Source organism: Rhodococcus sp. SB1D, from assembly GCF_048573875.1.
GTDB lineage: Bacteria > Actinomycetota > Actinomycetes > Mycobacteriales > Mycobacteriaceae > Rhodococcus_F > Rhodococcus_F qingshengii.
In genome coordinates, this window is sequence record NZ_JBMAIQ010000004.1 from 169,341 (window position 1) to 193,629 (window position 24,289).

The 24,289-nt window shown below is 61.6% G+C and carries 19 protein-coding genes and 3 pseudogenes; 17 read left to right on the top strand and 5 right to left on the bottom strand.

Annotation, left to right across the window (positions count from 1 at the left end):
• The first annotated feature begins 41 nt into the window (after positions 1–41).
• Complete coding sequence (locus ACN50D_RS12265) at positions 42–1,976, top strand: FAD-dependent oxidoreductase (RefSeq protein WP_212633642.1); 1,935 nt, start codon at positions 42–44, stop codon at positions 1,974–1,976.
• Positions 1,977–2,477: 501 nt separating this feature from the next.
• Here the strand turns inward: ACN50D_RS12265 and ACN50D_RS12270 are convergent.
• A complete protein-coding gene (locus tag ACN50D_RS12270; protein ID WP_306665687.1) occupies positions 2,478–2,741 on the bottom strand; it encodes a cyclic-phosphate processing receiver domain-containing protein in 264 nt (87 codons plus the stop codon).
• A 778-nt stretch (positions 2,742–3,519) separates the two neighbouring features.
• Between ACN50D_RS12270 and glsA the strand changes: the two genes are divergently transcribed.
• The 5 genes and pseudogenes from glsA to ACN50D_RS12295 all read left to right on the top strand — a co-directional run bounded on the left by glsA (position 3,520) and on the right by ACN50D_RS12295 (position 9,119).
• A complete protein-coding gene (gene glsA, locus ACN50D_RS12275; protein WP_212633643.1) occupies positions 3,520–4,554 on the top strand; it encodes a glutaminase A in 1,035 nt (344 codons plus the stop codon).
• Positions 4,544–6,193: an MFS transporter gene (locus tag ACN50D_RS12280; RefSeq protein WP_307850523.1), complete on the top strand. Its 1,650-nt coding sequence runs from the start codon at positions 4,544–4,546 to the stop codon at positions 6,191–6,193. The genes glsA and ACN50D_RS12280 overlap by 11 nt, the downstream gene beginning before the upstream one ends.
• Before the next feature lie 35 nt (positions 6,194–6,228).
• Positions 6,229–7,080 (top strand): annotated as a pseudogene (locus tag ACN50D_RS12285) (transposase); the annotation flags it as partial.
• Positions 7,081–7,428: 348 nt separating this feature from the next.
• Positions 7,429–7,631, top strand: a pseudogene (locus ACN50D_RS12290) (transposase); the annotation flags it as partial.
• Positions 7,632–7,868: 237 nt separating this feature from the next.
• On the top strand, positions 7,869–9,119 hold the full coding sequence (locus ACN50D_RS12295; protein ID WP_212633644.1) for an acyl-CoA dehydrogenase family protein: 1,251 nt from the start codon (positions 7,869–7,871) through the stop codon (positions 9,117–9,119).
• 24 nt (positions 9,120–9,143) lie between these two features.
• Here the strand turns inward: ACN50D_RS12295 and ACN50D_RS12300 are convergent, their stop codons facing one another.
• Positions 9,144–10,106 carry a helix-turn-helix domain-containing protein gene (locus tag ACN50D_RS12300; RefSeq protein ID WP_249343089.1) on the bottom strand — a complete coding sequence of 321 codons (963 nt, stop codon included), beginning with the start codon at positions 10,104–10,106 and terminating at the stop codon, positions 9,144–9,146.
• A 235-nt stretch (positions 10,107–10,341) separates the two neighbouring features.
• On the opposite strand from ACN50D_RS12300, the gene ACN50D_RS12305 reads away from it, so the two are divergent.
• From ACN50D_RS12305 to ACN50D_RS12325, 5 genes and pseudogenes are all read left to right on the top strand, one after another.
• Positions 10,342–11,850, top strand: coding sequence for an aldehyde dehydrogenase family protein (locus ACN50D_RS12305; RefSeq protein WP_212633645.1), 1,509 nt, complete (start codon positions 10,342–10,344; stop codon positions 11,848–11,850).
• A gap of 403 nt (positions 11,851–12,253) precedes the next feature.
• Complete coding sequence (locus ACN50D_RS12310; RefSeq protein WP_306665688.1) at positions 12,254–12,529, top strand: hypothetical protein; 276 nt, start codon at positions 12,254–12,256, stop codon at positions 12,527–12,529.
• A 42-nt stretch (positions 12,530–12,571) separates the two neighbouring features.
• Entirely contained in the window at positions 12,572–13,102 is a 531-nt protein-coding gene (locus ACN50D_RS12315) for a helix-turn-helix transcriptional regulator (protein ID WP_307850524.1), read from the top strand.
• Between the two features lie 187 nt (positions 13,103–13,289).
• A pseudogene (locus tag ACN50D_RS12320) lies at positions 13,290–13,440 on the top strand (acetyl-CoA C-acetyltransferase); the annotation flags it as partial.
• A gap of 438 nt (positions 13,441–13,878) precedes the next feature.
• A complete protein-coding gene (locus ACN50D_RS12325) occupies positions 13,879–14,040 on the top strand; it encodes a hypothetical protein (protein WP_212633646.1) in 162 nt (53 codons plus the stop codon).
• Positions 14,041–14,235: 195 nt separating this feature from the next.
• Here ACN50D_RS12325 and ACN50D_RS12330 read toward each other — a convergent pair whose 3' ends face one another.
• Positions 14,236–14,709: a hypothetical protein gene (locus ACN50D_RS12330; protein ID WP_212633647.1), complete on the bottom strand. Its 474-nt coding sequence runs from the start codon at positions 14,707–14,709 to the stop codon at positions 14,236–14,238.
• Between the two features lie 358 nt (positions 14,710–15,067).
• Between ACN50D_RS12330 and bla the strand changes: the two genes are divergently transcribed.
• From bla to ACN50D_RS12345, 3 genes are all read left to right on the top strand, one after another.
• Positions 15,068–15,898, top strand: coding sequence for a class A beta-lactamase (bla, locus tag ACN50D_RS12335; protein WP_212633648.1), 831 nt, complete (start codon positions 15,068–15,070; stop codon positions 15,896–15,898).
• Positions 15,899–16,155: 257 nt separating this feature from the next.
• Positions 16,156–16,782 carry a TetR/AcrR family transcriptional regulator gene (locus ACN50D_RS12340; protein ID WP_212633649.1) on the top strand — a complete coding sequence of 209 codons (627 nt, stop codon included), beginning with the start codon at positions 16,156–16,158 and terminating at the stop codon, positions 16,780–16,782.
• Between the two features lie 104 nt (positions 16,783–16,886).
• Complete coding sequence (locus ACN50D_RS12345; RefSeq protein ID WP_212633650.1) at positions 16,887–17,243, top strand: hypothetical protein; 357 nt, start codon at positions 16,887–16,889, stop codon at positions 17,241–17,243.
• An 871-nt stretch (positions 17,244–18,114) separates the two neighbouring features.
• Here ACN50D_RS12345 and ACN50D_RS12350 read toward each other — a convergent pair.
• Positions 18,115–18,843 (bottom strand): SDR family oxidoreductase, encoded by a 729-nt coding sequence (locus ACN50D_RS12350; protein ID WP_212633651.1) that lies wholly within the window; start codon positions 18,841–18,843, stop codon positions 18,115–18,117.
• An 82-nt stretch (positions 18,844–18,925) separates the two neighbouring features.
• Between ACN50D_RS12350 and ACN50D_RS12355 the strand changes: the two genes are divergently transcribed.
• Positions 18,926–19,468, top strand: coding sequence for a TetR/AcrR family transcriptional regulator (locus tag ACN50D_RS12355; protein WP_212633652.1), 543 nt, complete (start codon positions 18,926–18,928; stop codon positions 19,466–19,468).
• A 1,101-nt stretch (positions 19,469–20,569) separates the two neighbouring features.
• Positions 20,570–22,168, top strand: coding sequence for an alpha/beta hydrolase (locus ACN50D_RS12360; protein WP_212633653.1), 1,599 nt, complete (start codon positions 20,570–20,572; stop codon positions 22,166–22,168).
• A gap of 657 nt (positions 22,169–22,825) precedes the next feature.
• Here ACN50D_RS12360 and ACN50D_RS12365 read toward each other — a convergent pair.
• Complete coding sequence (locus ACN50D_RS12365) at positions 22,826–23,398, bottom strand: TetR/AcrR family transcriptional regulator (RefSeq protein ID WP_212633654.1); 573 nt, start codon at positions 23,396–23,398, stop codon at positions 22,826–22,828.
• Between the two features lie 84 nt (positions 23,399–23,482).
• On the opposite strand from ACN50D_RS12365, the gene ACN50D_RS12370 reads away from it, so the two are divergent.
• A complete protein-coding gene (locus ACN50D_RS12370; protein WP_212633655.1) occupies positions 23,483–24,256 on the top strand; it encodes an SDR family oxidoreductase in 774 nt (257 codons plus the stop codon).
• Positions 24,257–24,289: the final 33 nt, after the last annotated feature.

Genomic DNA, 24,289 nt, shown 5'->3' on the forward strand with positions numbered 1-24,289 from the left:
AGTGCCATGTCAGTAGGCGCGAGCAAGGAAAGAGAGCGTTGATGGGTAACGATTTTCCCCACCTATTTTCACCGTTCACGCTCGGCGGGATGACCCTGAAGAATCGATTGGTGGCATTGCCTGCCGGTACGAGTATGGCCGAAAACGGTGTGCCGACACACGGGGACACCGAGCATTTCGAGCGGCTCGCGGCCGGTGGAGTGGGAATGATCATCGGTGGCGCAACCGTGGTACACCCGACCACGACGCTGCGCTCACGAAAGCTCGTCGAGGCGTACATCGACGAATTCGTTCCCGCCACAGCCGCGAAAGTCGAAGTGATACATCGCCACGGTGCGAAGTTCATCGGTCAGTTGTGTCACCTCGGTCGCGAGTTCATCGGCGGCGAATCGGATGCGCCGCCATCTGCCCCGTCCCCGATAAAGACAGCGCGCGATGCGTACCCGCCTCACGAACTCACGATTGCCGAGATCGAGGACATCGTCGAAGGTTGGCGGATCTCGACCGCGAATTTGGTCAAGGCAGGCGTAGACGGCGCCGAAATCCATGCCGCGCACGGTTATCTGCCTGCTCAATTCATGTCCCCGTTGACCAACCAGCGAACCGACAGCTTCGGTGGATCGTTCGAGAACCGAATGCGGTTTCCTCGCTTGGTGATCGAGGCAATGCGCTCCGTCATGCCGGCCGGATTCGTTCTCGGCGTGCGATTGAGCGGTGAAGAGGAGATCCCCGGCGGTATGCAGATCGACGACTGCGTGCGCATCGCGGAAAACATGTCCGAACTCGGTGTCGATTACTTCTCCATCACACACGGCACCCGCGGGAAATATGTCAAGGACTCCACCAACGAGGACGCTGTCGCAATTCCGTCCGCGTCAAAGGTGCGAGCTGCCACCGGCATTCCCACTCTCGTTGGCCAGCGTATTCGCGACGCCGCCACCGCCGATCACGCGATCAAGTCCGGTTACGTCGACATGGTGGGGATGGCGCGGGCGCTCATCGCCGATCCTGACTTACCCATCAAGTCGCAGACCGGCCGCATCGACGAGATCCGTGGCTGTCTCGGCATCAATCAGGACTGCCGTGCCTTCGACCCGCATCTGCATTGCGCGGTCAACGCCGAAGCCGGGCGCGGTCGGCATCCGGGTGTCGGTGTCATCTCCCCGCGCACCAAGGAAGTATTTGTCATCGGCGGCGGGCCGGCCGGACTCGAGGCAGCGCGCGTCGCCGCAGGGCGCGGGCACCGTGTCACACTGTTCGAGCGGGACACCGTTCTCGGCGGCGCTGTCCGCGTGGCCGCGGCTGCGCCGCATCGCGCCACCTTGGTCGATATCATCGATTACCTTGGGCGAGAACTCAAAAGGCTCAAAGTCGATGTCAACCTCGGTGCCGAAATCGACGCCGACGACCTTGCCGATATCCACTCGTCAGCTGACCACGTCATCGTGGCCACCGGATCACGGCCGGCCGAACTACCGATCCAATTGTCAGGCCGAGCAGCAGCCACGGTCGACGACGTCTTGTCCGGTCGAGTAACGGAGGTGGCGAGTCGACGCGCAGTGGTATTCGACGAGGGTGACGGATTCTGGCCCGCATACAGCGCCGCCGAAGCGCTCGCAGGCCGGGGTTGGCACGTCGCCTTCGCCACCCCGCTTTCTGCGTTGGTCTCGCGGATTCCGGCCGAGAGTGCAGGCCCACTTCTCGGTCGGCTCGGTGACGGCGGCGTGGAGTTCAAGATTTGCCACACCCTCGTGGTTCCGGAAGATTCCGCATTGCCACTGATTCTGCGGCCCGTGTTCGGCGGTGGTGACGTAACGGTCGACGACGCGTTGGCCGTCTGGCATCAACCACGGGTTCCGATGTCGAATCTTGGTGTCGTTGCTGGAGAGTCCGTCAGCGTCATCGGTGACTGCGTCGCGCCCCGTCGGATCAGCCATGCTGTCGCAGAGGGATATCGTGTCGGCGCAGAACTATAGAAAGTCCAGAGGTTGTCGACCGGACCTACCTCCCACATGTCGATACGCGGATCCACGCACCTGGTTGAATGGAATCATCTGATCAATCGCCGCAGCCAGTCGAAGTCGCTGCTCGAATTCAGTGTTGCACGCTGGGCCATGAAGCAGTCTGATGCCGAAATCGATTTCACCTAGCCGAGATTGGTGTACGGAGTGGGCGCGTCGATAGTCCGCGGCTGCATGCTCAGTCCAACCCTCGGGATGGGTGCAGAACCGGCGCCATGCTCGTTTTGTCGTTCGACGCCGTCGGCACCACGAGGCTGACGGGATTTCCGAGAGTCGCCTCAGCCGAGTCCACGTGTCACCCATGTCGGAGCGGTAACGAATCCAACACGGTGCAGATTCGCTTGTGGAAGTGGAATACGGTCCGAACGCATTCACTCACACTGACCGCCGACCGAGGGACTTGTTAACATATTCCGCCGAGGAAAGAGTGGCTGGACTTGATGCGCTGGTAGTGAGCTATGTGCGGTGCTGGTCGATTATTCTGAGAACACGCTCAACCTCTTCCCGGTTGCCGCTGTGAACGTAAATCGCGCGTGGCCACATCCTATTTTCACGCATCCAATTGAGGACCGCACGAGTGGCGTCTTTGTCGCTCAGGTCGAAACCTAGAGAGAGTTGCCGGACCATGCCGAAACAGAGTGCGTCGATGGCTCCTGAGCTGGACTTCGCCCACGTCCACCCATCTGGTGGTGTCCGCAGGCTGTCCACCCATAGATTCATTCTTCGGCCGATTCGGTAAGCGGTTGCATTCGCTAACCATCTCCCCACATGTGGCGAAAGTCCAGCAGCTCATCGGGCGAGTCGCAAGTGCCATCCGTCCTGAGATTGAGGTGGCCTTAGTCGGCGAAGGTGAGCCACGGCCACTCGTTACCTGGGTGCAGCTGCGCCTTGCCAACCCACCCGCGAAGCGTCACTCACGATAGGTAGATTCTTTGCGGCAGTGGGCCTCAGCAGTTGGGCCGACTTCCGCGGTCCGGTCGCCTTCCATGGCTGATAACCCCAACCGCGGTGGGAGAAAGTGAAGAAGATTGTGGCGTCGAACGTCTTCCCCAACGACGGACCGTGAGGAAATGCGTAACTGTGGGATCACTTGGCGGTCGCCGCGGTTCAAGTAGCAGTGACTTTCGGAACAATCGCGATTGCAGTGTGATTTCGGGACACGAACTGTCGTAACGCTTTTGCGTCGCTGAGTGCAAAGAGCTCGAGATTTGTTCGCGCATCGGGCACACGGGATGGCCTACCGGGCGATTGAACAGCGGCGAAGTCCGTGCGAGTCCGATCAATGGTCCAGTCGCTACCGGTAGCGATGTCCGATCTGTCACCCGGCACTGCTTCATCGGACCCGCACTGTCGTCGAATTCGATTACAACCTGAATAGGCCTGTGTGCGGATAGAAACACATGGAGGGATTAGTTCTGGTTTATGCTGCGACAGCACACTCCTCGGCGATCATCGTTCACTCGGCGCCGTCGACAAAGTCGATTGAATCGGGATCCCGATGACCGGAAGCTCGTTGGAAGCAGATGCCGACGGTGTAGAGCAGGCCGTTCACACCGGTGTGCTTCCGGGGTGGCATCAGGTCGAGACCGATGTCGTGGATGCGTACGAACGATATCGGTCGCGAACGTCGGGTGTCGTTGCCGATTACATACCTGCGTTGGCGGCGGCGGATCCGGAATTGTTCGCAGTTTCGGTCGCCGAAGTCGGGGGTGCCGTCCATGTGGCTGGAGAGGTGGAGGTCGAGTTCTCGATCCAGTCGATCTCGCAAGCGTTCGTCTATGCGATGGTGTGTGAGGAACTCGGCCATCATCTTGTGCGAGAGCGTGTGGGTGTCAACAACACTGGGCTGTCGTTCAATTCTGTCATTGCGATCGAACTGAACGACGGTCACCCGATGAACCCGATGGTCAACGCAGGCGCACTCGCCACGACCGCACTCGTTCCTGGAGCGACACCTGCGGAGCAGTGGGAGAGGATCCGCACCGGGCTCTCCCGATTCGCTGGACGCGAACTCGCGCTCGACGGCGAGATCTATCACTCCGAGATGCTCACCAATCAGCGCAATCAAGCCATCGCCCGATTGCTCGAGAGCTACGGCCGCATCGACATCGATCCTCTCGAGGTGGTGGACACCTATACGCGGCAGTGCTCTTTGAACGTGAGCGCTCGAGATATCGCGGTCATGGGAGCGACACTGGCTGACGGCGGAGTCAATCCGGTGACGGGTGATCACGTCGTCTCGCCGCACGTGTGTCGGGACACTCTTTCCGTGTTGGCAGCGACCGGAATGTACGAGCGTTCTGGCGAATGGCTCTTCGAGATCGGACTCCCCGCGAAATCGGGGGTGTCCGGTGGAATCGTGGCGATCGCACCGGGAAAAGGCGCGATCGGTACCTTCTCACCGCGTCTGGACTTTGCCGGAAACAGCGTCCGTGGGCAGCGCGTTACCGCGTATCTCTCGCGGACCCTGGGACTGAACCTGTTCGCTTCTACTGCCCACCGCACCGACGAGGGAGATTCTCGTGACAACTGACCGAACTGCACCCTCGACCGACGAAGACCGGCAATCCTGGCTACCGATGGTCGGACTTTTCTTCGCCCAGATTCTGATGTCCTTCAACGTCGCCGCGCTTCCCGTCTCGCTCGGCGGCATGGTCGAAGACTTCGGCGTCGCTCCCACCGTCGCTAGCACCACGATCGTTGTCTACGGCCTAGCCGTAGCCGCGTTGGTGATGGTCGGTGCGAAACTCGGTCAACGGGTCGGATGGGTCCTGATCTTCCGCTTCGTCGTCGCCACTTTCGGCTGCTCGGCCCTGATGATGATCCTCGCGCCGTCGATCGGATGGGCCATTGCAGGTCAAGCCGTGGCCGGCGCCTCGGCCGCGATCATCGTTCCGTCACTCGTCGCATTGATCGCCGAAAACTACCGAGGGGCACAACAAGCCACCGCTATCGGATCGCTGGGCTCGGCACGGGCAGTATCGGGATTGAGTGCATTCTTCATCGGAGGCGCCCTCGGCACACTGGTCGGATGGCGTCCGGTTTTCGGGATCGTCCTCGCCTTCGCCGTCGTAGTCTTCGCGCTCAGCTTCACCCTTCGCTCCGACCGCGGGCACGCCGGTATCAAGATCGACCTCGTCGCGGCAGCCCTCATCGGCGGCGGCGTCGTCTTGCTCACTCTGGGCTTCAACAACCTCAACGGATGGGGAGTCTTCCTCGCCTCCCCGGACGCCCCGTTCGACCTACTCGGACTCTCGCCAGCTCCGCTACTGATCCTCGTGGGAGTGGTGCTCGGACAAGCATTCTTCACCTGGACCCGACGCAGAATCCGTGAGGGCAAAGTGCCCCTCGTCGATCTCTCGGTACTGGGAAGCTCACGCGAGCGCGCCGCGGTGTATGCAATGTTCATAGTCGTAGCTCTCGAGGCTGCGCTGAACTTCACTGTGCCCTTGTATATCCAGATCGTGCAGGGCCGGACACCGTTCGACACAGCCCTGGCGATGATGCCGTTCAATCTGACCGTCTTCGTCACCGCGACACTGGTTGTCCGCTTCTACAAGCGGTACAGCCCCCGCACCATCGGAGTCTTCTCGTTCACCCTCACCACTGTCGCACTTGTCTGGCTTGCCTACGTCGTGACGAACAACTGGGAAACCGTCCCCACCATCGCCGGCCTGATCGTATTCGGAATCGGTCAAGGCGCGCTGGTTACCCTCGTGTTCAACGTCCTCGTCACCGCCGCGCCCAAAGAACTGGCGGGAGATGTCGGGTCCATCCGCGGCACAACTCAGAATCTCGCATCCGCAGTCGGCACAGCATTGGCAGGAGCGCTTCTCGTCACGATCTTGAGCTTCAGTGTCGGTCAAGCCGTAATCGACAACGTCGATCTACCCGAATCCCTCATCGCACAAGTCGATCTCGACAACGTCAACTTCGTCGGCAATGACCAACTCCGTGAACTCCTCGACGACACCGATGCAACGGTCGAGCAAATCGACGCCGCCGTTGCCGTCAACGAGGACGCCCGACTCGGAACCCTCAAGTTGGGCTTCCTCATCCTCGCCGCCATCAGCGCAACGGCGATCATCCCCGCCACCCGCCTCCCCAACTACCGCCCACACGAGATCCCAGACCCAACAGACGACGAAGCAGTAGTCCGCGCCCGGCAATAGGCCAGGGGTGTGCTTAGCGGCACAAGTATGCGTAGGAAGCGGAAGGGATGCGACGCGTCGTCGACTACCTGTCCTAAGACGTCAAACCGAATGATGTTTCCCGTGGTCTGCGACCTTGCCGACCACGGATTCCCGTCATAGTGGCAGGCCGTGTGCTCGGCTTCACGACGCAAGGCTTCTGCACATGGAAGTGAAGTCCAGTTATGCAACGTGATTGGGATGATGCGCATCTAATCAACGCTAACTACGACATTCATGCCGAGGACCCAGCTTTCGGATATCAGTTCATCGCCGACGAATCGCCGAACCGAGGCGTCATCGCCGGCGAGAACCGCGTCGCTCGGTGGCGCTGGTGGCAACGTATCTGGCCGATGTGCGCGAAGAAGCGAGAACTGAACAAGCAGTCGAGCCCACCCATCCATGACGATCTCGTAATCCGGAAACACAGCCACAGAAGCCGAACCAGTTGTGGCACGGCGACACCTCCGCGAACACCGGACTGATACCGGAAAAGCTATACCTGTGCGCGATCAAGGACGTGAACGCGAACAAGCATAGTCGGGTACTCGATCGACTTCCGGATCAAAGCGGCGCTGACGGTGAACGCGCTGACCAATGCCTTCAGTCGACGCGACGCTGCCGGAACGATCGTGCACTCCGATTGGGGTAGTCAAGATCGGTCGAAATCGTATTAATGCATTGTCCGACAATGGTTTACGGTAATCCGCGGGCCGGGTCGGGGATTTGGTCGACACGCGCGGCCATGGAATGCATGGTTCTCACTGTTGCAGAAGAACGTCCGCGACCGACAACGGTGGTCAACTCAGGAAGAATTACGATTGGCCATCGTGACCTGGATCGAGAAGACCTGCCATCGCAAACGTCGGTAACGACGCCTCAGGAAGCTCACGCCGATCGAGTTTGAGACGATCAACGAACCGCATGTGCGGTCTGAAGCTATCAACCGCACGCGTCAACTGAAGTGGGTGCACCCCCTCTACGTATGGGCGGGCACCCTTCGCACCCACGACACCGGCGCCGCCGGTACGGACCTCCGACACTCCACACTGCCGACCCGAACACATCGAAAACCAGACAGCGTTCATCTTTCGCAGAATCGCCAAAGGCGTCTTCCCTCAAGCACTCCCGAAAGGCCACGTCGTCGACCGACTCGCCCACCACTCGGGCGAAACCACCGTCATGCACCCGTTCGGTCGCCAAACTCCGCCGGAGGGGAGTCGTCCAAGGTCAGGAACGGAACTAGATAAAAAACGGTGTTGACCGAGGCCAGAGGCCACGTTTCAATCGAGGTCTCCGGAGATAGGGAGGGGATGCTCGAGCCGCAGATCGCCCATGAAACGCCAAACGACGATTGAACCGGGTCGACGAGATCGTGTTGTCGCGCAACGCCAAGGGGTTGACGACAGGTGAGATCAGTGACTCGGAGACAGTGTCTGGCGATAGAGACCTTCGTCGGAAGGCGGGGTGCTAGAGCGGCGAAGACACTTCACGCTTGACCCATATCTCGGCTTACTGGTTCGAACTTGGCGTGATAGTCCAATTCGCACGGCGCGCCCGTCCAAGTTTTTCGGCTCTGGAAGGCCCACTATTGGGGTCCCGGCAGCGAATTGTGCTGGGTATCACAGTAGGTTCGAGTGTGGAGGATCTGAGCATCATGGCTATCGATTTCGACTTGAGCGCCGATCAAGCAGCATTGCAGAAGGCAGCGCGATCGTTCGCGCAGGAAAGGCTGAGCCGGGTAGAGGATGTGATCGCTCCTTACCCTCGGCCGGAGCAGCGGTTTGCTGCAATCAAACCCTTCTACCAGGACATGGTGGACGCGGGTTTCGTGAAAGCGCTATTGCCGGTTGACTGCGGCGGCACCGCAATGTCCTCCGTCGACTTCGCCCTCGCTGCCGAGGAGATGACGGTTGCTGACGTCAACGTGCCAAGCGCTCTTCTTGCTACGGGCCTAGGGCTCAAACCGATCATCAATTTCGGTACAGCGGACCAGAAAGCCCGGTTCCTGACTCCCTTCGCCGGTGACAAGCCCCTGCTCGCGGCCTGGGCCTTCACCGAGACGCACGGTGGAGCGAACCTCGACTCCGCCGACCCCTCGGTGGGTATCCAGACCTTCGCGAGGTTGGAGGGCAATGAATGGGTAATTAACGGAGACAAGCACTTCACCACCAACGGTTCAGGCTGGGACGGCAACGGCGCCGATCTGATCAGTGTCCTGTGTCGCACCGACCCGAATCTGCCTCCACAGGAGTCCGCCGCCGTAATTGTTGTGCCCGGTAACTCTGCGGGCATCAAGGTCGAGTCCTACATCGACACAATGGGACATCGGGCCACGGTGTCGCCACGCATTACATTCACCAACGTTCGGGTTCCGGCCGAGAACATCATTGGCGCCCCTGGCGACGCGCTCGAGATCGTCCGCAAGACCCTTAACTGGACCTCATCACTGATCGGGGCAGCGTGCGTGGGGCGAATGCGCGCAGCTTTTGAATACGCCCTCAAGTTCTGCAAGACCGATCAGCGTTCGGGCCCCGTGCCGATCATCGATTACCAGAACGTCGGCTACATGCTGGTTGATATCAAGACACGAATCGAGGCTGCCCGCTACTTCACGTGGAAGGCATGCGACCTGTACGACAAGACCACCGGAGACGACGAGGAACTTGCTCACATGGTCAAGGTCTTCGCATCAGAGTTGTCAGTGCAGACGGTGTACGACGCCATGAGGGTCGTTGGTGTGAACGCGTACGGCGACCAGACACCGATTGCGGGGATCATGGAGGACGTTCTGTGCTTCCCCGTGTACGACGGAGGCAACATGGGCGTTCGCCGACGGCAGCTTCATGAATTGCTCAGGCGCGACGACTACGACCCGATGCAATCCGCCGCAGGGATAGTGTCGTAGTAGCCAGTCCGTTCGCTGCTGAGCTCACCCGGAGCGATTTGTTTCACGGAACTGCGACGGTGTGCAGCCGAGGTTACGTTGGAAAGTGCGGGTCAGATGAGAACTGTCACAAAATCCCCAACGAGCGGCGATCTCACTCAATGTGACATGGCTCGGCGCAATTTTCAGATCACTCGTCGCTCCCAGGAGGCGTTCGTCTCGGACGCAATCGGCGAAGGTCGTCCCCGCCACTTGGAACGCACGATGCAAGGTCCTGACCGAGACCGATGCCTGCCGCGCCGCCGCCTCCGCAGTCACCCGCCCCAGCGGAATCGCCTCGCGTACATAGTGGCGCACGACTCGCCGAACAGCGGCGTCGCTTCGCTCGTTCCCACTCGGCGCGCCTTGCCCCTGATTTGTGGAAGTGACCGCCGTGAGGACGTCGGAGAACGCATTTTCGATGCGCCGCAGAGTCTCGAGGTCAAGTGTTGGGCGTTCGGCCCACACGGTATTCATCATCGTTCCGACGATTCGGCCTGGTCCTGCATCCGTATCGATTGCACGAGCCACCGCACCGTTGCCCGCCGCTGCCTCCCACTGATCCTGGGGAACACGGAAGGAAAGCACCCGCCAGCTGTCTTGTTGCGGAGGCTCATGGAACTCGAGCTTGTAAGGGCGGGTGGTATCGAAGACAGCGAAACTGCCCGGACCGATCACACATCGTCGGTCATCTTGTTCGCCATAGCAGGTCCCAGCGATCTGGAGATTGACGAAGAATGCGTCGAGCGGAGCGCGCCGAACCTCTGCGGGTCCGTGCGTTAACAGTTGGGTACAGGACGCGATCTCCGCGACATTGGTGTGGACCAGTGATTCGGACCGAACCCATCCGGGGACGCCCTCGGGCGTAGCACTGCGATCGACCTGCGCTGGTCCACGCCGAGGAGTGAGCGGCGTGAATGCCTCGCAGATGACATCCCCCCAGTAACTGACCTGTTCCTTGATGTCCAAGCCAGAAGTGGACCAGTAGGGCACGGCAATCCTCCGGAAACAAGCTTCGTCGGGCTCAAATTAGCCCGTCTAGAGCCAAGATTCGACGTCGACCCTCAAGTTTGTCAAGGCCACACGGACAGATTGACCACGACAGATCATCCGCATGGAGAAAACGATGCGGGGACGCGGAACACGTCGATGCAGAAACCGAAAATCAGGCTTCATGCCGCCATCAGAACACTTAGGAGAAATCATGACTGTGAACAATGCACTCCCGTCTCCGGCCCAGATGCCGAAGGTGTCGTCCTTCCTGGCCAGTCCAGTACTCAACCTGATAGATGGCCGACAGGAAGAGTCCGCATCCGGGGACTTCTTCACCACTTTCAATCCTTCCGACGGCACCCCGCTCGCCCAGATCACCCTCGGATCGGTCAGCGATGTGGATCGAGCAGTCAAGGCCGCACGGCGTGCACTCGACGGGCTGTGGGGTCGGCTCACCCCGGTGCAGCGAAGCAAGATCTTGTGGAAGGTGGCTGACCTTATCGAAGAACGTCTCGAAGAGTTCGCAATTCTTGAAGCGCTCGACAGCGGGAAACCTGCTACCTACGCACGATTGGTCGACCTCCCTTTGACCGTCGACTGGTTCCGGTACTTTGCGGGCTGGCCTACCAAGCTTGAAGGAACCACCATCCCCATCTCCGCTGTCGCGACGCCCGGTGATTACTTCGCGTACACCGTCCGCGAACCTGTCGGTGTGGTGGCTGCGATCGTCGCGTGGAACTTCCCACTCATGCTGGCAGCCTGGAAGCTCGCACCTGCTCTGGCCACAGGCAACACCGTCATCCTCAAGCCCGCGGAGCAGACACCACTCACGGCGGCTCTGCTCGGTGAAGTGCTCCTCGAAGCCGGTGTTCCCGACGGAGTGGTGAACGTCGTGCAGGGATACGGCGATCAAGTTGGTGCCGCGCTCACCGCCCACCCCGGTGTGGACAAGGTCTCGTTCACCGGGTCCACGGAAGTGGGTAAGAAGATCATTACCGCAGCTCAAGGTAACCTCAAAAAGGTCACTCTCGAGCTCGGCGGCAAATCACCGAACGTGATCTTCGCTGATGCCGACATCGACGCAGCGATCGCCGGCGCCGCGAACGCGATCTTCTTCAATCAGGGAGAAGCATGCGAAGCCGGTTCCCGCCTCTTCGTGGAGTCATCGGTATACGACAGAGTGGTCAGTGGACTCGCGGAAGCTGCGAATCAACTCAAAGTCGGAGACAGCCTGGACCCCGAGACACAGGTCGGCCCGGTTGTTTCTCAGGAGCAACTCGACCGCGTGCTCGGCTACCTCGACATCGGGCGCAGTGAGGGTGCCACTTCTGTTGCAGGAGGTGGCCGCAAGGGCGATACGGGCTACTTCGTCGAACCCACTGTGTTGGTCGACACGAAGCCCACGATGCGCGTGGTCAAGGAGGAGATCTTCGGCCCTGTCGTGACGGTCTCGCGATTCGACGATGCCGACGACCTGATAAGAGCCGCTAACGACACGGATTACGGTCTCGCAGCAGCCGTTTGGACGTCAGACGTCGCGAAAGCGCACAACATCGCTGCCAAGTTCCGGGCTGGAACAGTGTGGATCAACAGTTACCACGTCCTCGACCCAGCGCTGCCCTTCGGAGGCTACAGGCAGTCCGGGTGGGGTCGGGAGCACGGCGCACCAGTCCTCGACGCGTACACAGAAACCAAGACAGTCATTCTGAAGAAGGGCTAGCAGTCACTCCAGAGACAGGGGTGACAGTTCACTCCTGTCTCTGGCTCCTGCGCAAACACATGTCCACATCTCATGATCGTCGTTCGACCTGGCGCCCGAAGGCAGTTGGACCGGCTCCCGTACAGGCGAACTCGCATCGAAGCCCGATCGAGGATGATCGGATCGTCTGTCTTGCTGTCAACTGGCTTCCTTACGGAGGCCCACCCATCGAGACTGTCTGGGGCAGTTTCGGTTTGACGGAGCAACAGTACTGACGCCGTGTCCATGATCTCGCGCCTGAGATGGCGTGGCGTGGATCGTACGATGCCCAGCCCTTCGAACTTCTTCGGACATCTGCTATCCAGCATCTTCGCCGTCTCGAGAACGATTGACCACCCCTGCTGTGAAGGAAATAAGATCCTCAGTGACACAATCGCTCCCATTTATGCGACCTCGCGACAGTGACGCACTACGCAAGGAGCTGCGCGCTGTAGCCACCAGCGGGATAGTGGCTTTCGCCGGCGAGGTCCGTAACGATGTTTTGTATCTGAGCGAGTTCATCGGAACCCGAGCTCACGCACTTCGTGGATTGGAGGTACTGCCTTCGACAGGTCTCGGTGGCCACGTGGTGTCGAGTAGAAAGCCGGCGTTGGTCACTGATTTCCGCAACTCCGAACAAATCACCCACCACTACGACTGACCCGTCGCTGCCGAAAGTCTACGTACTATTCTCGCGGCACCGGTGGTTGTCCAGCGAAAAACCCGTGCTGTCCTCTATATCGCCAACCGCGACAATGCCCGGCTCGATGCGTTACTCGAACGGGAGACCCTCAATGCAGCTCACCGGCTCAGCATCGAGATCGCTGTCCGTGACGAGGTCGATCGGAGACTGAAACTGATTGATAATTCCGAACTCCCGGGATGTACCGAAGCAGATATCGAAGTGCTTCGCGAGATCCACGCCGAACTGCGATCGCTCACCCAGCGGATCTCGGATCCGACTGTACGGACCCGTCTACGCCAGATATCTCTGAATCTCGCTTCAGTGTGGAGAGGTCAAGTAGCGGTAGACCCCGCAGTACGCCTGACTCCTCGCGAGATCGACGTGCTTTCGAATGTGGCACTCGGCTGCAGTAACAAGGACACAGCACGCCGCCTATCTCTCGCACCGGAGACGGTTAAAAGCTATCTGCGAAGCGCCATGAGCAAGCTCGACGCCCAGACTCGTTACGAGGCTGTCGTCACCGCTCGAAAGCTCAGAATTCTCCTTTGAAGCCGAACCTCAGGTCGAGTCGGTAGGGGAAGTCGACTCCTTCGTTATTCGTTTCGGTGGAGTACCGACGGGACGACATACAGATTCCCTGAGTTCATCGGCGCCCCATCTTTGTTCGTGTATTCGTGATGTATGCGGGTCTCGATGATGATGCGACCGGTAGATGCCAGGTGATCCGGCTTGGCTGACGCAGATTTCAGACAGTGCCGCAACACTGCTTGTGATAACGAGCGAACATGCGAAAGAAACTCGGGCTGACGCCGCTGGCACGCGTACATTCCGCCACCGTGATCGGCGACGATCCGGTCACTATGTTGGCCGGCCCGATTCCGGTGACTGTCGGGATTCTCCATCTGATCACTCACATTCAGGCATTCAGCGATCACCGGAACCGCCCCGCCCGCGAGATCCGTCAGAAGGAATCAGAAATGATGCTCGCCCGATGCGGCCGCTGATCGCCTCCATGAAGGTGCCCGAAATCGGCTGGAAGATCCGGTTATTCCGGCACGCACCCATCATTTAATGTGACTCGATGAACTACAGGGGAATTATGGTCAGCTAACGCCGATCACTGATGCGCAGGGCCGATACCGGATCCCCGGATTCAACGACCCGGCCGAACTACGGTGGCGACGCCGAAAGACGCTGCGGCTGATCTGGGTGGGCATCGGGGCGATTACGACCGGTGCCCGTCTTCCGCGATCCCTCTTCCGCTCTGGATGCGGCCACCGAGGACTTCTGGTCCCCGAACCCTTGTGGAGGGTTCGGGGACACCCGTGTCGATCGGGGCGATCGCCGGAGGCTGGTTCGGTGGTAATCCCGGCCTCTCGCCGTGGCACGCGCTCGGGACTTTCCGCGTGCGGGAAAATCAAGCACGGATGGTGGTGGCAGGAGCCAAGTCGATCCGACGGGCCGGATTTACGGCAGCGGCATTGTGATGATGCAGAGCACTCACTCTGCGGACTACCTGTCGACCCCGATCGCCGAGATACCGGCGAATCTCGCGAACCCCTTCACCGCGAGAGGTCCACAACGGATGCGACGGCGGCGGCTGGCGAGCACATCGAGTTCCAGCATGAGGAGGGCGTCGCGCTGTATGCGCTTGCTCGGAATGGTCGTTGTCTTTCGCGGTCTTAGCTGGCGAGCTCGTCGATCCAGCTCGATCGCATCCGCAAGGCACGTTCGGTGCTACCGACGACGGCTCCGATCCCGAAGAGCAAGCTTACTGGAAGGGGAAGTTGCACAGGAGATGTGAAGGTTCCGATCGTGTTGGCGACAGGTGGGATCCGGGAGATTGCTTCGACGATCTGTGGCACCGTGACGCACAAGCCGGCGAGGACGAGCGCGGTCGAGACGAGGCCGACGATACGACTCAAACTCGGGTGACTACGGTGCATTCGGGCCCGGCGTCCTTCTGCGGATGCGGGATCGGGGTTCAGTTGCCGCTCGGTGCCGCCTGGATGCACGTAGTGGCACCGTTTGAGCCCGAAGCCGTTGATGGCGACCTCGATGTGACCGCCCGGGACCGAAAACCGGACCGGCATCCTTGCGAATGAGTGCAACGATCCATCCACATAAAGTCGTGCGCGTATCTCTCCGTCAGTCATGTCGCCAGCGTGGCGAACGTCGACTGTGTAGACGGACGTCGTGCCGTCAGAAGAGGGAAGCGAGATTGCCCTGAGGGATCTGCCGAACATCTGCCACCAACGGTAACGACTCAGCGGCTCACCGGATCCAGCACGCACACGCCGGAACCGCCAATTTTCAATCATCATCTTTTCCCCGTTAGTTCTGCAATTAGTACAGTGTGATAGAAATGTGGAGCTAGGCTAGCACGCTGTGATATACGATGATGACGAAAGGGTGCTCATGGACGCTGAGTCGAACGGAAGAGGTGCGTACGACAAGATCCTGATTACTGCCGCTGTGATCGGTCTATGCCTGCTCCCTGCCTGTGGTCGGACCGTGTCGAGCACGTCGGACGCCATCGACGCGACATCGGCTCCGGAAACCGGCGTCGCCGATTCGGTGTTCGCTGCGCTAGAGGAGCGCTTCGATGCGCGCCTGGGTGTGTATGCAGTCGACACCGGTACGGGGCGCGAGATCGAATGGAGGGGTGACGAAAGGTTTGCCTACGCTTCGACGATCAAGGCGCTAGCCGCCGCAGCGCTGCTCGACGACGTGGGCCCAACGGGTCTTGCCAAGACCGTGGAGGTCGGCGCCTCGGACATCATCAAGCATTCCCCCGTGACCGAGACCAGGGTGGGGCAGACGATGACCCTTGACGAAATCTGTGAGGCCGCATTGACCCGGAGTGACAATGCAGCTGCGAACTTCATCTTCGCCGAGCTCGGCGGACCGCAGGCCTTCGACGCACAGCTCGATGAACTCGGCGACACCGGGACTATGGTCTCGCGTATCGAGCCGGACCTCAACGAAGCGCTCCCCGGGGACCCACGTGACACCACCACCCCACGGGCGTCCGCGAACAACGTGCGCGAGTACGTCTTCGGTGATGCGCTCGATGACGAGGAGAAGACCATGCTGACCGACTGGATGAAGGACTCGCGGACTGGAGGCAACTTGGTGCGCGTTCAACTACCTGAGGATTGGACGGTCGGGGACAAGTCCGGAGGAGGAATGTACGGATCGCGCGGAGACTTGGCCGTGGTGTGGCCCACCGACGGACCGCCTATCGTCATCTCGGTGCTGTCCTCACGTGATGAACGGGAAGCGGACTACGACGACCGTCTGATCGCCGGGGCAGCGGCGGCCGCTGCAGACCAGCTCCGCTAGGTTCCTGGTGCATACCTCCGTGGACAGCCATCGTTCGGGCATCTAGGCGCCGCCGTCTCTCCTGCGCCGATGTTGTTGCAGTCCACTGGGTGAGTGTTCTCTCCAATGCGGCTGCGGCGGAATGTTATCCACGGAGTTCGCCGAGGCCACGCCATTCGCTCACTTCCTGTCGACCGCCTGTTCTGTCACGGCACTGTGCAGATCGACTTCACTCAACTAGCACACTGTGATAAATCAGCTTCAGGAGGCACGAAACCATGAATGGCCGTTCAACACAGCGAGATACACGCGATCGAATTCTGATCGCGGCTGCGACAATGCTCGGCGAAGACCCCACGGCTCGGCTGAGCGTCCGCGCCGTCGCAGCACGAGCCGGCGTGAGCACGGGGTCGCTTCGTCACTTCTTTCCGACGCAACGAGAGCTCGTCGAGACCGTTGTGGCAGGGCTTTACGACATCGAGATCCCCGACGACCCGATCTATGACACCGAGCGAACACCCGCGGACCGCCTCGTCGCATGTTTGCGGCTACTGCTCTCGGAATTCGGGGCCGGCGATCGCGCGCGTAAGCAGTGGCGCGCGATGTACGAGTCGTACATCGCCTCCGGCCCAAGCGAAGAGGAGTCCGCCGTGTACCTCGCGCTCGAACGGTTGGGGCTCCGCCGAATCGAGCGTTGGTTGACCGTCCTCATCGACGAAGGCGCAATCCCCGCAGGTAAGGCGGAGCGACGTGCACGATTCCTGACCACCGTCCTCAACGGACTCGCCACAGAACGCGCGCTCCCGGCCAACGCTATGCGATTTGCATCCGAGACCGAGACCCTCCAACTGGCCGTTGCCGCCGTCATCGGCGACACACCGGCGACGGGGCAGTCGGACTCCTGACTTGTCCGAACCGGCATGTTGCAGACGCGTTCGGCCTTGACGGAGTTCCGCCTACTGCGGACGCGGTTTCCAGAGGTAAAGACTGGCCGGATTGCGCTGAGTTGATGTCGTACTGGACCACTCGTGGTGTCGAAGTGCCCGTCGAGTTCAACGATGTGCTGGACGGAAGGGTGGACGTCGATGCCCGCGAGCGGGTGCTGGGGGTCGGCGAGGCTACGCCGATCCTGATCGACTCGGTCGGTCGGATCGATCCGCGACTGGCGAGGTTCGTCCGTCGGTCACGGTTCACGTTTCTCGCCGAGGGCACACGGCAGTCGTATGTGAAGGACCACCGTCGGTTCTTCAGCTTCCTGTGGCGCCGCGGAAAGTACTGGGATCAGCCGATTACGACGACATCGGCGGCTACGAAGCGTGGCGACGACGGTCGATGGACTCCATGGGCGCGGCGGACGGCCCGGTGAGGATGGGGCCGTGACTACAAACGGTGCAGGCAGGTCGACGGCGGGCTGATCGGGTTCGCAATGCTGACAATGGTGATTACTGGTCAGCTGCCCGGACGGCCCGGATCCAGGTACAGCCAATCCACGGCGAGGTCAGCGCGTTGATGCGCGGCGTCGGGCGAGTGGTGGGCTCGCGCCCGCACGCCGGGCAGATACGCAGGGTAGAACCGGCGGCGGAGGTTCCGGCGGTGCCGTGGGCTCCGATCGGAGCTCCGTTCCCTTACACAGATCCCCCTACACCGTGGTCTGCGACATTTTCAGTCCGTCTGCGATCTGCGCGACGGTGTGCTCGCCCGCGTCGTAGTGGCGTGGGGAGCGCGGTCTGGTCCAGGCTGTGCTCAAGGGCCGGCCGCCCTTGCGGCCGCGGGCTCGTGCAGGGGCCAGTCTGTCGCGAGTGAGGGGCCGCGATCAGCTCGCGCTGGAACTCGGCCAGAACCGACAGCATCTCGAACATGGCAGCTTCCCGACAAGGGGCATCCCGAACGTGGTGCCGATGCCGATGCCGATGCCGATGCCCTGCTCGTGATCGGCATCGTGCCAATAACGGCGGCAAAAACCTGCCAGATAGTGCCGGGAGCCACAGATTTTGCCGCTCGGTGGCGCTGCTCTGTAACCATTCAATGGCCGGTGCGGCTCGCTCGGTGACCAAACCTTTGCGTTCGCTCAGTTCCACACGGATGTGACTCCTGAGGGTGTGGCAAAAAGGGCTTGCTCGCTCCACGAACGAATCGCGTTGACCCGCTCGCCGGTCAGACGATCGAAGAAGGTGTCACCGACGATCTCCTCGTGCACTCGAAGCGCCGCCTTCCGTCCTGGTCAGCAGGCGAGCCTGTCAGCCCTGAACGGTTGGGCGGATGACGAGCTCGCCGATCTCGACGTCCCACGGCTGGTCGATGGCGAATTCGACGCTGCGAGCGACGGCGTCGGGGTCGATGGAGATGTTTGCCATGCCTGATTGGATGCCTGCTAAGACGGCCTCGTCGGTGATCGTCGATGCGAAATCGGTCCGGATGTACCCGGGTGAGATAGCGGTCGTTTTGATGGTCCCGTCGGTGGACTCCTGCCGAAGCCCTTCAAGGATGGTGCGGACGGCATTCTTCGTTCCGGCGTACACCGCCATGGTGGGCAGGATCTTGATCCCGGCTGTCGAGACTATGGTGACGAAGTGCCCGTGCCCTTGGTTCTCGAAGACGGGCATCGCCGCGTCGATGCCGTGCAGGACCCCGCGCACGTTGACATCGATCATCGCGTTCCACTCCGCCGTCTTGCGAGAGCGCATTGGGGAAATGGGGCCGATTCCGGCGTTGCTGACGAGCACGTCGAGCCTGCCGTAAGTCTCGACCGCGACCGAGACTAGGCGCTCGACGTCCTCGGGCTTGGTGACGTCTACGACAGTGGCGACAGCCCGGCCGCCGTCCGACTCGATCTCGGAGACGAGTGCGTCGAGAAGTTCCAGGCGGCGTGCCCCGAGTACGACGGCGGCCCCCGAACGTGCAAGCCTCCGAGCGGTCGCAGCACCGATCCCGCCGCTGGCTCCAGTTATTGCTATGACTTGCTCCACGAGATACCTTCGTTCTTAAGCGGACAACCTGTCCGCTTGAGTGAAGCGGACAAACTGTCCGATAGCAAGCCGGGGAGCTGTGATGCGTCAGGATGCAAGTCGGAACCGTGCGGCGATCCTCGCTGCTGCCCGTGAGATCTTGAGCGGCTTCGACGATCTGCGACTGTCGACGGTCGCCCAGCGGGCAGGCACCGGACAGGCGACCCTCTATCGGCACTTCTCGACACGGGATGCGCTTCTCGCTGCCGTCTACGAGACCGAGATCAGTGAGCTCGTCATCGCGGCCGATCAGCTCGTGGCGGAGAAGCCGCCCATAGAAGCGCTCCGATCCTGGTTTGCCCGTCTGGCCGAGTACGTCCGCGTCAAGCGCGGCATCCTCGAGGTCGTAGAGATTTCCGTTTGGAAGGACATGTCCGCGTCGACCATGGGCAAGCTCGGCAGCGCGCTGGGCACGTTGCTGAGCGCTGGTGCGTCATCGGAAGAGTTCCGAATCGACATAGACCCGCGTGACGTCATCCTGTTGTCCTGGTTCATGTCCCACGTCACAGCTGAGGAGTGGGACGATCGCGTCCCACGGCTACTCGACGTCCTCGTCACAGGACTCCAGATCAAGCCCCACGAATAGCCTCGTCGTCATAGCTGCCCCGGCGGACTAGCTTGCGAGCGCCACCGTCGCTCGAACCTTGTGCACAAGATGCCCGCCGGCTAACTCGTTTTTCCGGCGACGGATCCGCTATCGGTGTCCGCGGGCTCGCTGGATCCACTGCGTGAATCCAGTGCTTTATCTACGCGCTGAGCCGATTCTGCTGGTCGCGCCCGGGGGGATTGCGACTCGTCCAACTCGCGCCGACACAACACCCCTACTTTCTGACTGCTCGCCGCTCACACAGTCGATGGCCGGGGTCGATGGGCCGACACCGCGTAGGTCGAATCCCGCGATATCGAAGCTGTCGACGATGTCGGTGCCCTTCAACCCCCTCCGTCGCCGCGAATGCCTGCAGTGCGCCCGGGCGCACTCAGTCCGATCGATGACAGCGAAGATCTGGTCAGCGAGGGCGGTGCCTATCCCTGGCATGATCCGAAATCGAGACTCTGGGTACGGAGCTGCTCGATATCTGCCGCGTCGGACCTGGTGCCGGGAGCCGGGTCGGGTCCCGTGGACGTGTAGGCCGCCGCCAGTAGCGCAGCCGGCAGCATTGTGGCGATGCCGATCACGCGTGGTTGACGGTCTGTTCTGTTGCTGTTCGAGCGACAGCGAAAGTTTACGGGCATCTATGCCTCCGTTTCGTGATGAAAGTTCGTCTTGAGAAGTGGGCAGTTCAGGCGGGGCCTCATATCGATATCCGTGGCCGGGTGATGCTGCCGGATCGGACCTCCATCGTCGCTCGGTCCGTGCCTGGTGTTGACGGTGACCATGCCGGGCTCAGTAGGTCGTACGCCACAAGCGATCAGACGCGCGCGATTTCAGCTGGTCTCGATGTCCTCCTTCGCGGCACCTCTGCCATCCACTTTGACACACTGTACTAGTACAGTGTGCTAGCGTCTGGACATCGAGTTTGGTAGTGCGGCGTGTCGGTCCATCACTCGACGTCGCCGTATGGATCGACCTGCTGCGGCAGGCCCGCATCTCGCCGGCTGTGGTGCGCAGATCGCGGATTTGCAGCCTGTCTGGATGCGACCGAACTGGTCGACGAACTCGCTAGCTGAAACCCACGAGAGGAAGACTGTGCCGAACAGCACGCCGATGCGTAGCCGATGGAAAGACGACGAACGTAGGCGATGGACCAAGAGGGGCCGGGTGGTGGTCGCCGGGGCTTCGCTGCTGCTGCTCGCCGGCTGCGCCGGCGCCGCACCGGCTGACCGCGAAAAATCGAGCAATACAGGACTCGAACAGTTCATGGAGCAGGAACTCGAGTTCGGGCCGTGCGACCCCACGATTGTGAGCTCCCAAGCCCCCGTTCCTGAGGTTGTCGAAGCGGCCCAGGGAGCTGAGTGCGCCACACTCACGGTGCCGATGGACTATGAAGACCTCGACGGCGAGACTCTCGAGATCGCCGTCACGCGAAATGCCGCCACCGGCGCCGACCGTATCGGCTCAGTCGTGCTGAATCCAGGCGGCCCCGGCATTCAGTCGACGACGTTCGGCCCGCTGGTCGCCGCGCTGTGGACCGGCGGGCCCCTCACCGAGCGCTTCGACATCGTCGGCTTCGATCCGCGTGGAGTCGGTCTCAGCCGTCCGGCGGTCGATTGCTACACCGACGAAGAGCGTGACGCCGACGCGCCCCTCTCGGCGCTTGGAGAATGGACGGAAGAGTCCGCACGAGCGATCGTGGACAAGTGCGCAGACGGCTCGGGAAGTAAAGAGCTGCTCGCACATCTCGGAACGCGGGATGCCGTGCGCGACATGGACGTACTCCGTTCCGCGCTCGGTGATGACAAGCTCACCTTCGCCGGTGTGAGCTACGGCACGCGCCTCGGAGCGGTGTATGCCGAGATGTTTCCCCAGAGTGTCCGGGCCCTCGTTCTCGACGGCGCGATGGATCCTCTCATGAACACCGCGGATCGCAGGATCCAGCTCAGTGAGGGGCTTCAAAAGTCGTTCCAGCGCTTCGCCGACTATTGCATGACCCAGGCTGCGTGCCCGCTCGGTACCGACCCGGCACAGGCGACCACGGCGGCGCAGGAGCTCCTCCGACCACTCGTAGATGAACCGCTGATCGCCGCTGACGGGCGGGAGGTCGGCTTCCTCGCTGCGGTCGAGGGGATCGTCGTCGGCCTGTATGCCGAAGCGAGCTGGCCTGCCATCAGCGCGGGGCTCTCGGAGATGCAAGTGGGCCGGCCCGATGCTCTCCTCGCGCTGCGAGACGGGTACTACGGTCGATCTGGAAGCGGTGTGTACGCGAATGCGTACGAAGCGCTGTTTGCCATCAACTGCCTCGACGAAGAACGGTTCACCGCGGTGGAGATGGCTCAGCTCGGCGGCGAGTTGAACGAAGCAGCGCCGTTCCTGGACCCGGGAACCAGTCCCGCAACTCAAGACGGGTGCGAATTCTGGCCTGCTGAACCGACACTCGGCTACCCCTACGCCACGGATATCGACGGGCTTCCGGGGGTGCTCGTGGTCTCGGCAACCGGGGACCCGGTGACGCCTCACGAAGGCGGTATCAGCTTGGCCGAGGTCCTCGGGGCACGGCTACTCACTGTCGATGGCAACCAGCACGGGACAGTCATCTCTCGCAACGAATGTATCGATGGGATTGTCGCCGATTATCTGGTCAACCTCGAGCTGCCGGACGAGGGTGCGCGCTGTCGTCTAGGAACCTGACCTGCGGCCCGATTGCGGTGCGTGCTTCCGTTCGTCGGCACTGAACCGACCGTGCACAACGGGATTGAGGTGTGCCGCCGCCTTCCGGGTCAGGTTCGATGGATAGCTGAGCTGAGAGCGCTCAGAGCAAATCGAGATCGTCTGCGGTGAGGGCGTTTCCGGTCCCGCGAATCTCGGAAGGATCGAACAGGCCCTGAGCACACCCGCACCGGCGCCTCCAGCGAGGTGAGCGCCCCGGAGGCGACATTCTCGTCGCAGTATCCGGCAGCGTCGCCGGCTCGCGGGAGAGTCTGCCACCGGATACCCGCACCGTGCCCCGGCATTCCACCTCCGGACGCCGGGGCACTCCTCATATCCGCGGGATTGTCTGCACGGGATCGGGGTCACTCCAGGATTTGTCACACCCCGTGCGACCCAATCAGGAATGGGTGCGACGCCACGGCGCAGGCTGAATTCCACCAAAGGCCTCCTCGCCGACATGAGTACCCACATGAGATGGTGTGCGGGCTCAGTCTCTGGGCGCAAGACCACCTGCATCTGGTCCCCGCTCACAGCGGGCGCGAAGTCTGATCAGGGCGGCGTTGTTGCCACTGAGTCGACTCCTCACGTTGCCCCCAGAGACTGCCGTGAGAATCGGCCCATATCCATCCGTTGCCCTCACTGCCCTCGGGTCGACGGGTTGCACAATCCGTCGTGCAGGATCGAGGCAATCCGTTCCGCGTCTTCTTTCCACCCTTCTGTGCGGATCCCGCAGATGCCTCCCAGGGCACGCAGAACGATGCGCCCGTCGACGTCGGCGCGGATGAGACCAGCAGCGGCCCCGGCAGCGAGTAGTTCGTCGAGGGCGAGGGCCATCTCGTTGCGTGCGTTCTCGAAGACGGGGGAGTCGGTAGCCATGATGCTCTCGAGGGCTTCCCCCATTCCCCTCCCGACTGCCGCGTGCTCCACGAGCGAGAGGAGGAACACGCGTAGGGCGTCGTCCGGGGCGTGCTGTTCGAGAAGCTGTCCAGGGGTTGCGCAGAGCGTCTCGACTTCCTGACGGTATACCTCCGCTACGAGTGCCTCGCGTGTGTCGAAGTGCCGGTACAACGTGCCGATGGACACACCGGCTCGGCGGGCGATCTCGTCGACGTGGGCGGTGTCGTCGCCGAGGAAGGCCTGCCGCGCTGCGGTCAGGAGTGCTTCGCGGTTGCGGCGAGCATCGGCACGAGGCGGGCGTGGTGACGGCAAGATCGATTCCTCCAAAGGTGAGTCAGACTCCGTTTACGTGTACGGTTTCCGGAGTCGGGTTCACATTACTGAAGGAGTGCGTCAATGGCGATCGCGAACGACGAGTTCGGCGGCCTCCGGGTGCTGGTGACGGGCGGCAGTCGGGGCCTGGGGGAGGCGACGGCTCGGCACTTCGCCTCTGCCGGAGCCACGGTGCTGACCGCCTCCCGAACTCCGCCTCCGGACGACCTACCCGCGACCTTCATCCGTGCCGACCTGCGGTCGGAGGAGGGGGTGGCCGAACTTGGCCGGCAAGTGGTGGACAGCGTCGGAGGTGTCGACATCTTGGTCAACAACGCGGGAGCGGCCACCGGGCCGATGCCGACCCTGGGGCGGTCCGATGCCTCCTGGCTGGCTGATCTGGAGATGAACCTGCTCAGCGCAGTGCGCCTCGACCGGGCACTGGTTCCCGGGATGATCGAACGCGGCTCGGGTGTCGTCGTGCACGTGTCCTCGATAGCGAGCCATCTGCCCCAGCCAGCTGAGGCCTCCTACGCCGCGTCCAAGGCGGCACTCAATGCCTACAGCCGCGAGTTGGCAACGGCAGTGGGCGAGCACGGCGTACGCGTGGTGTGCGTTCTGCCGGGCTTCATCGTCACCGAGGGTGCGCGCCAACACCTCCAACAGATGGCCGACAGTCAGGGTGCCGATATCGACGGCATCACCCAGCAGATTGTGGATCACCTGAATGTGCCGATGGGGCGCCCCGGTGAACCCGAGGACATCGCAGAGATGATCGCATTCCTTGCGTCGAGCCGCGGCAAGTGGCTCACCGGCGCCCAATTCCGCGTCGATGGCGGCATCATCCCCACGGTCTGAGCCGCATCATCCCGCAAACAACGAGGAGAAACA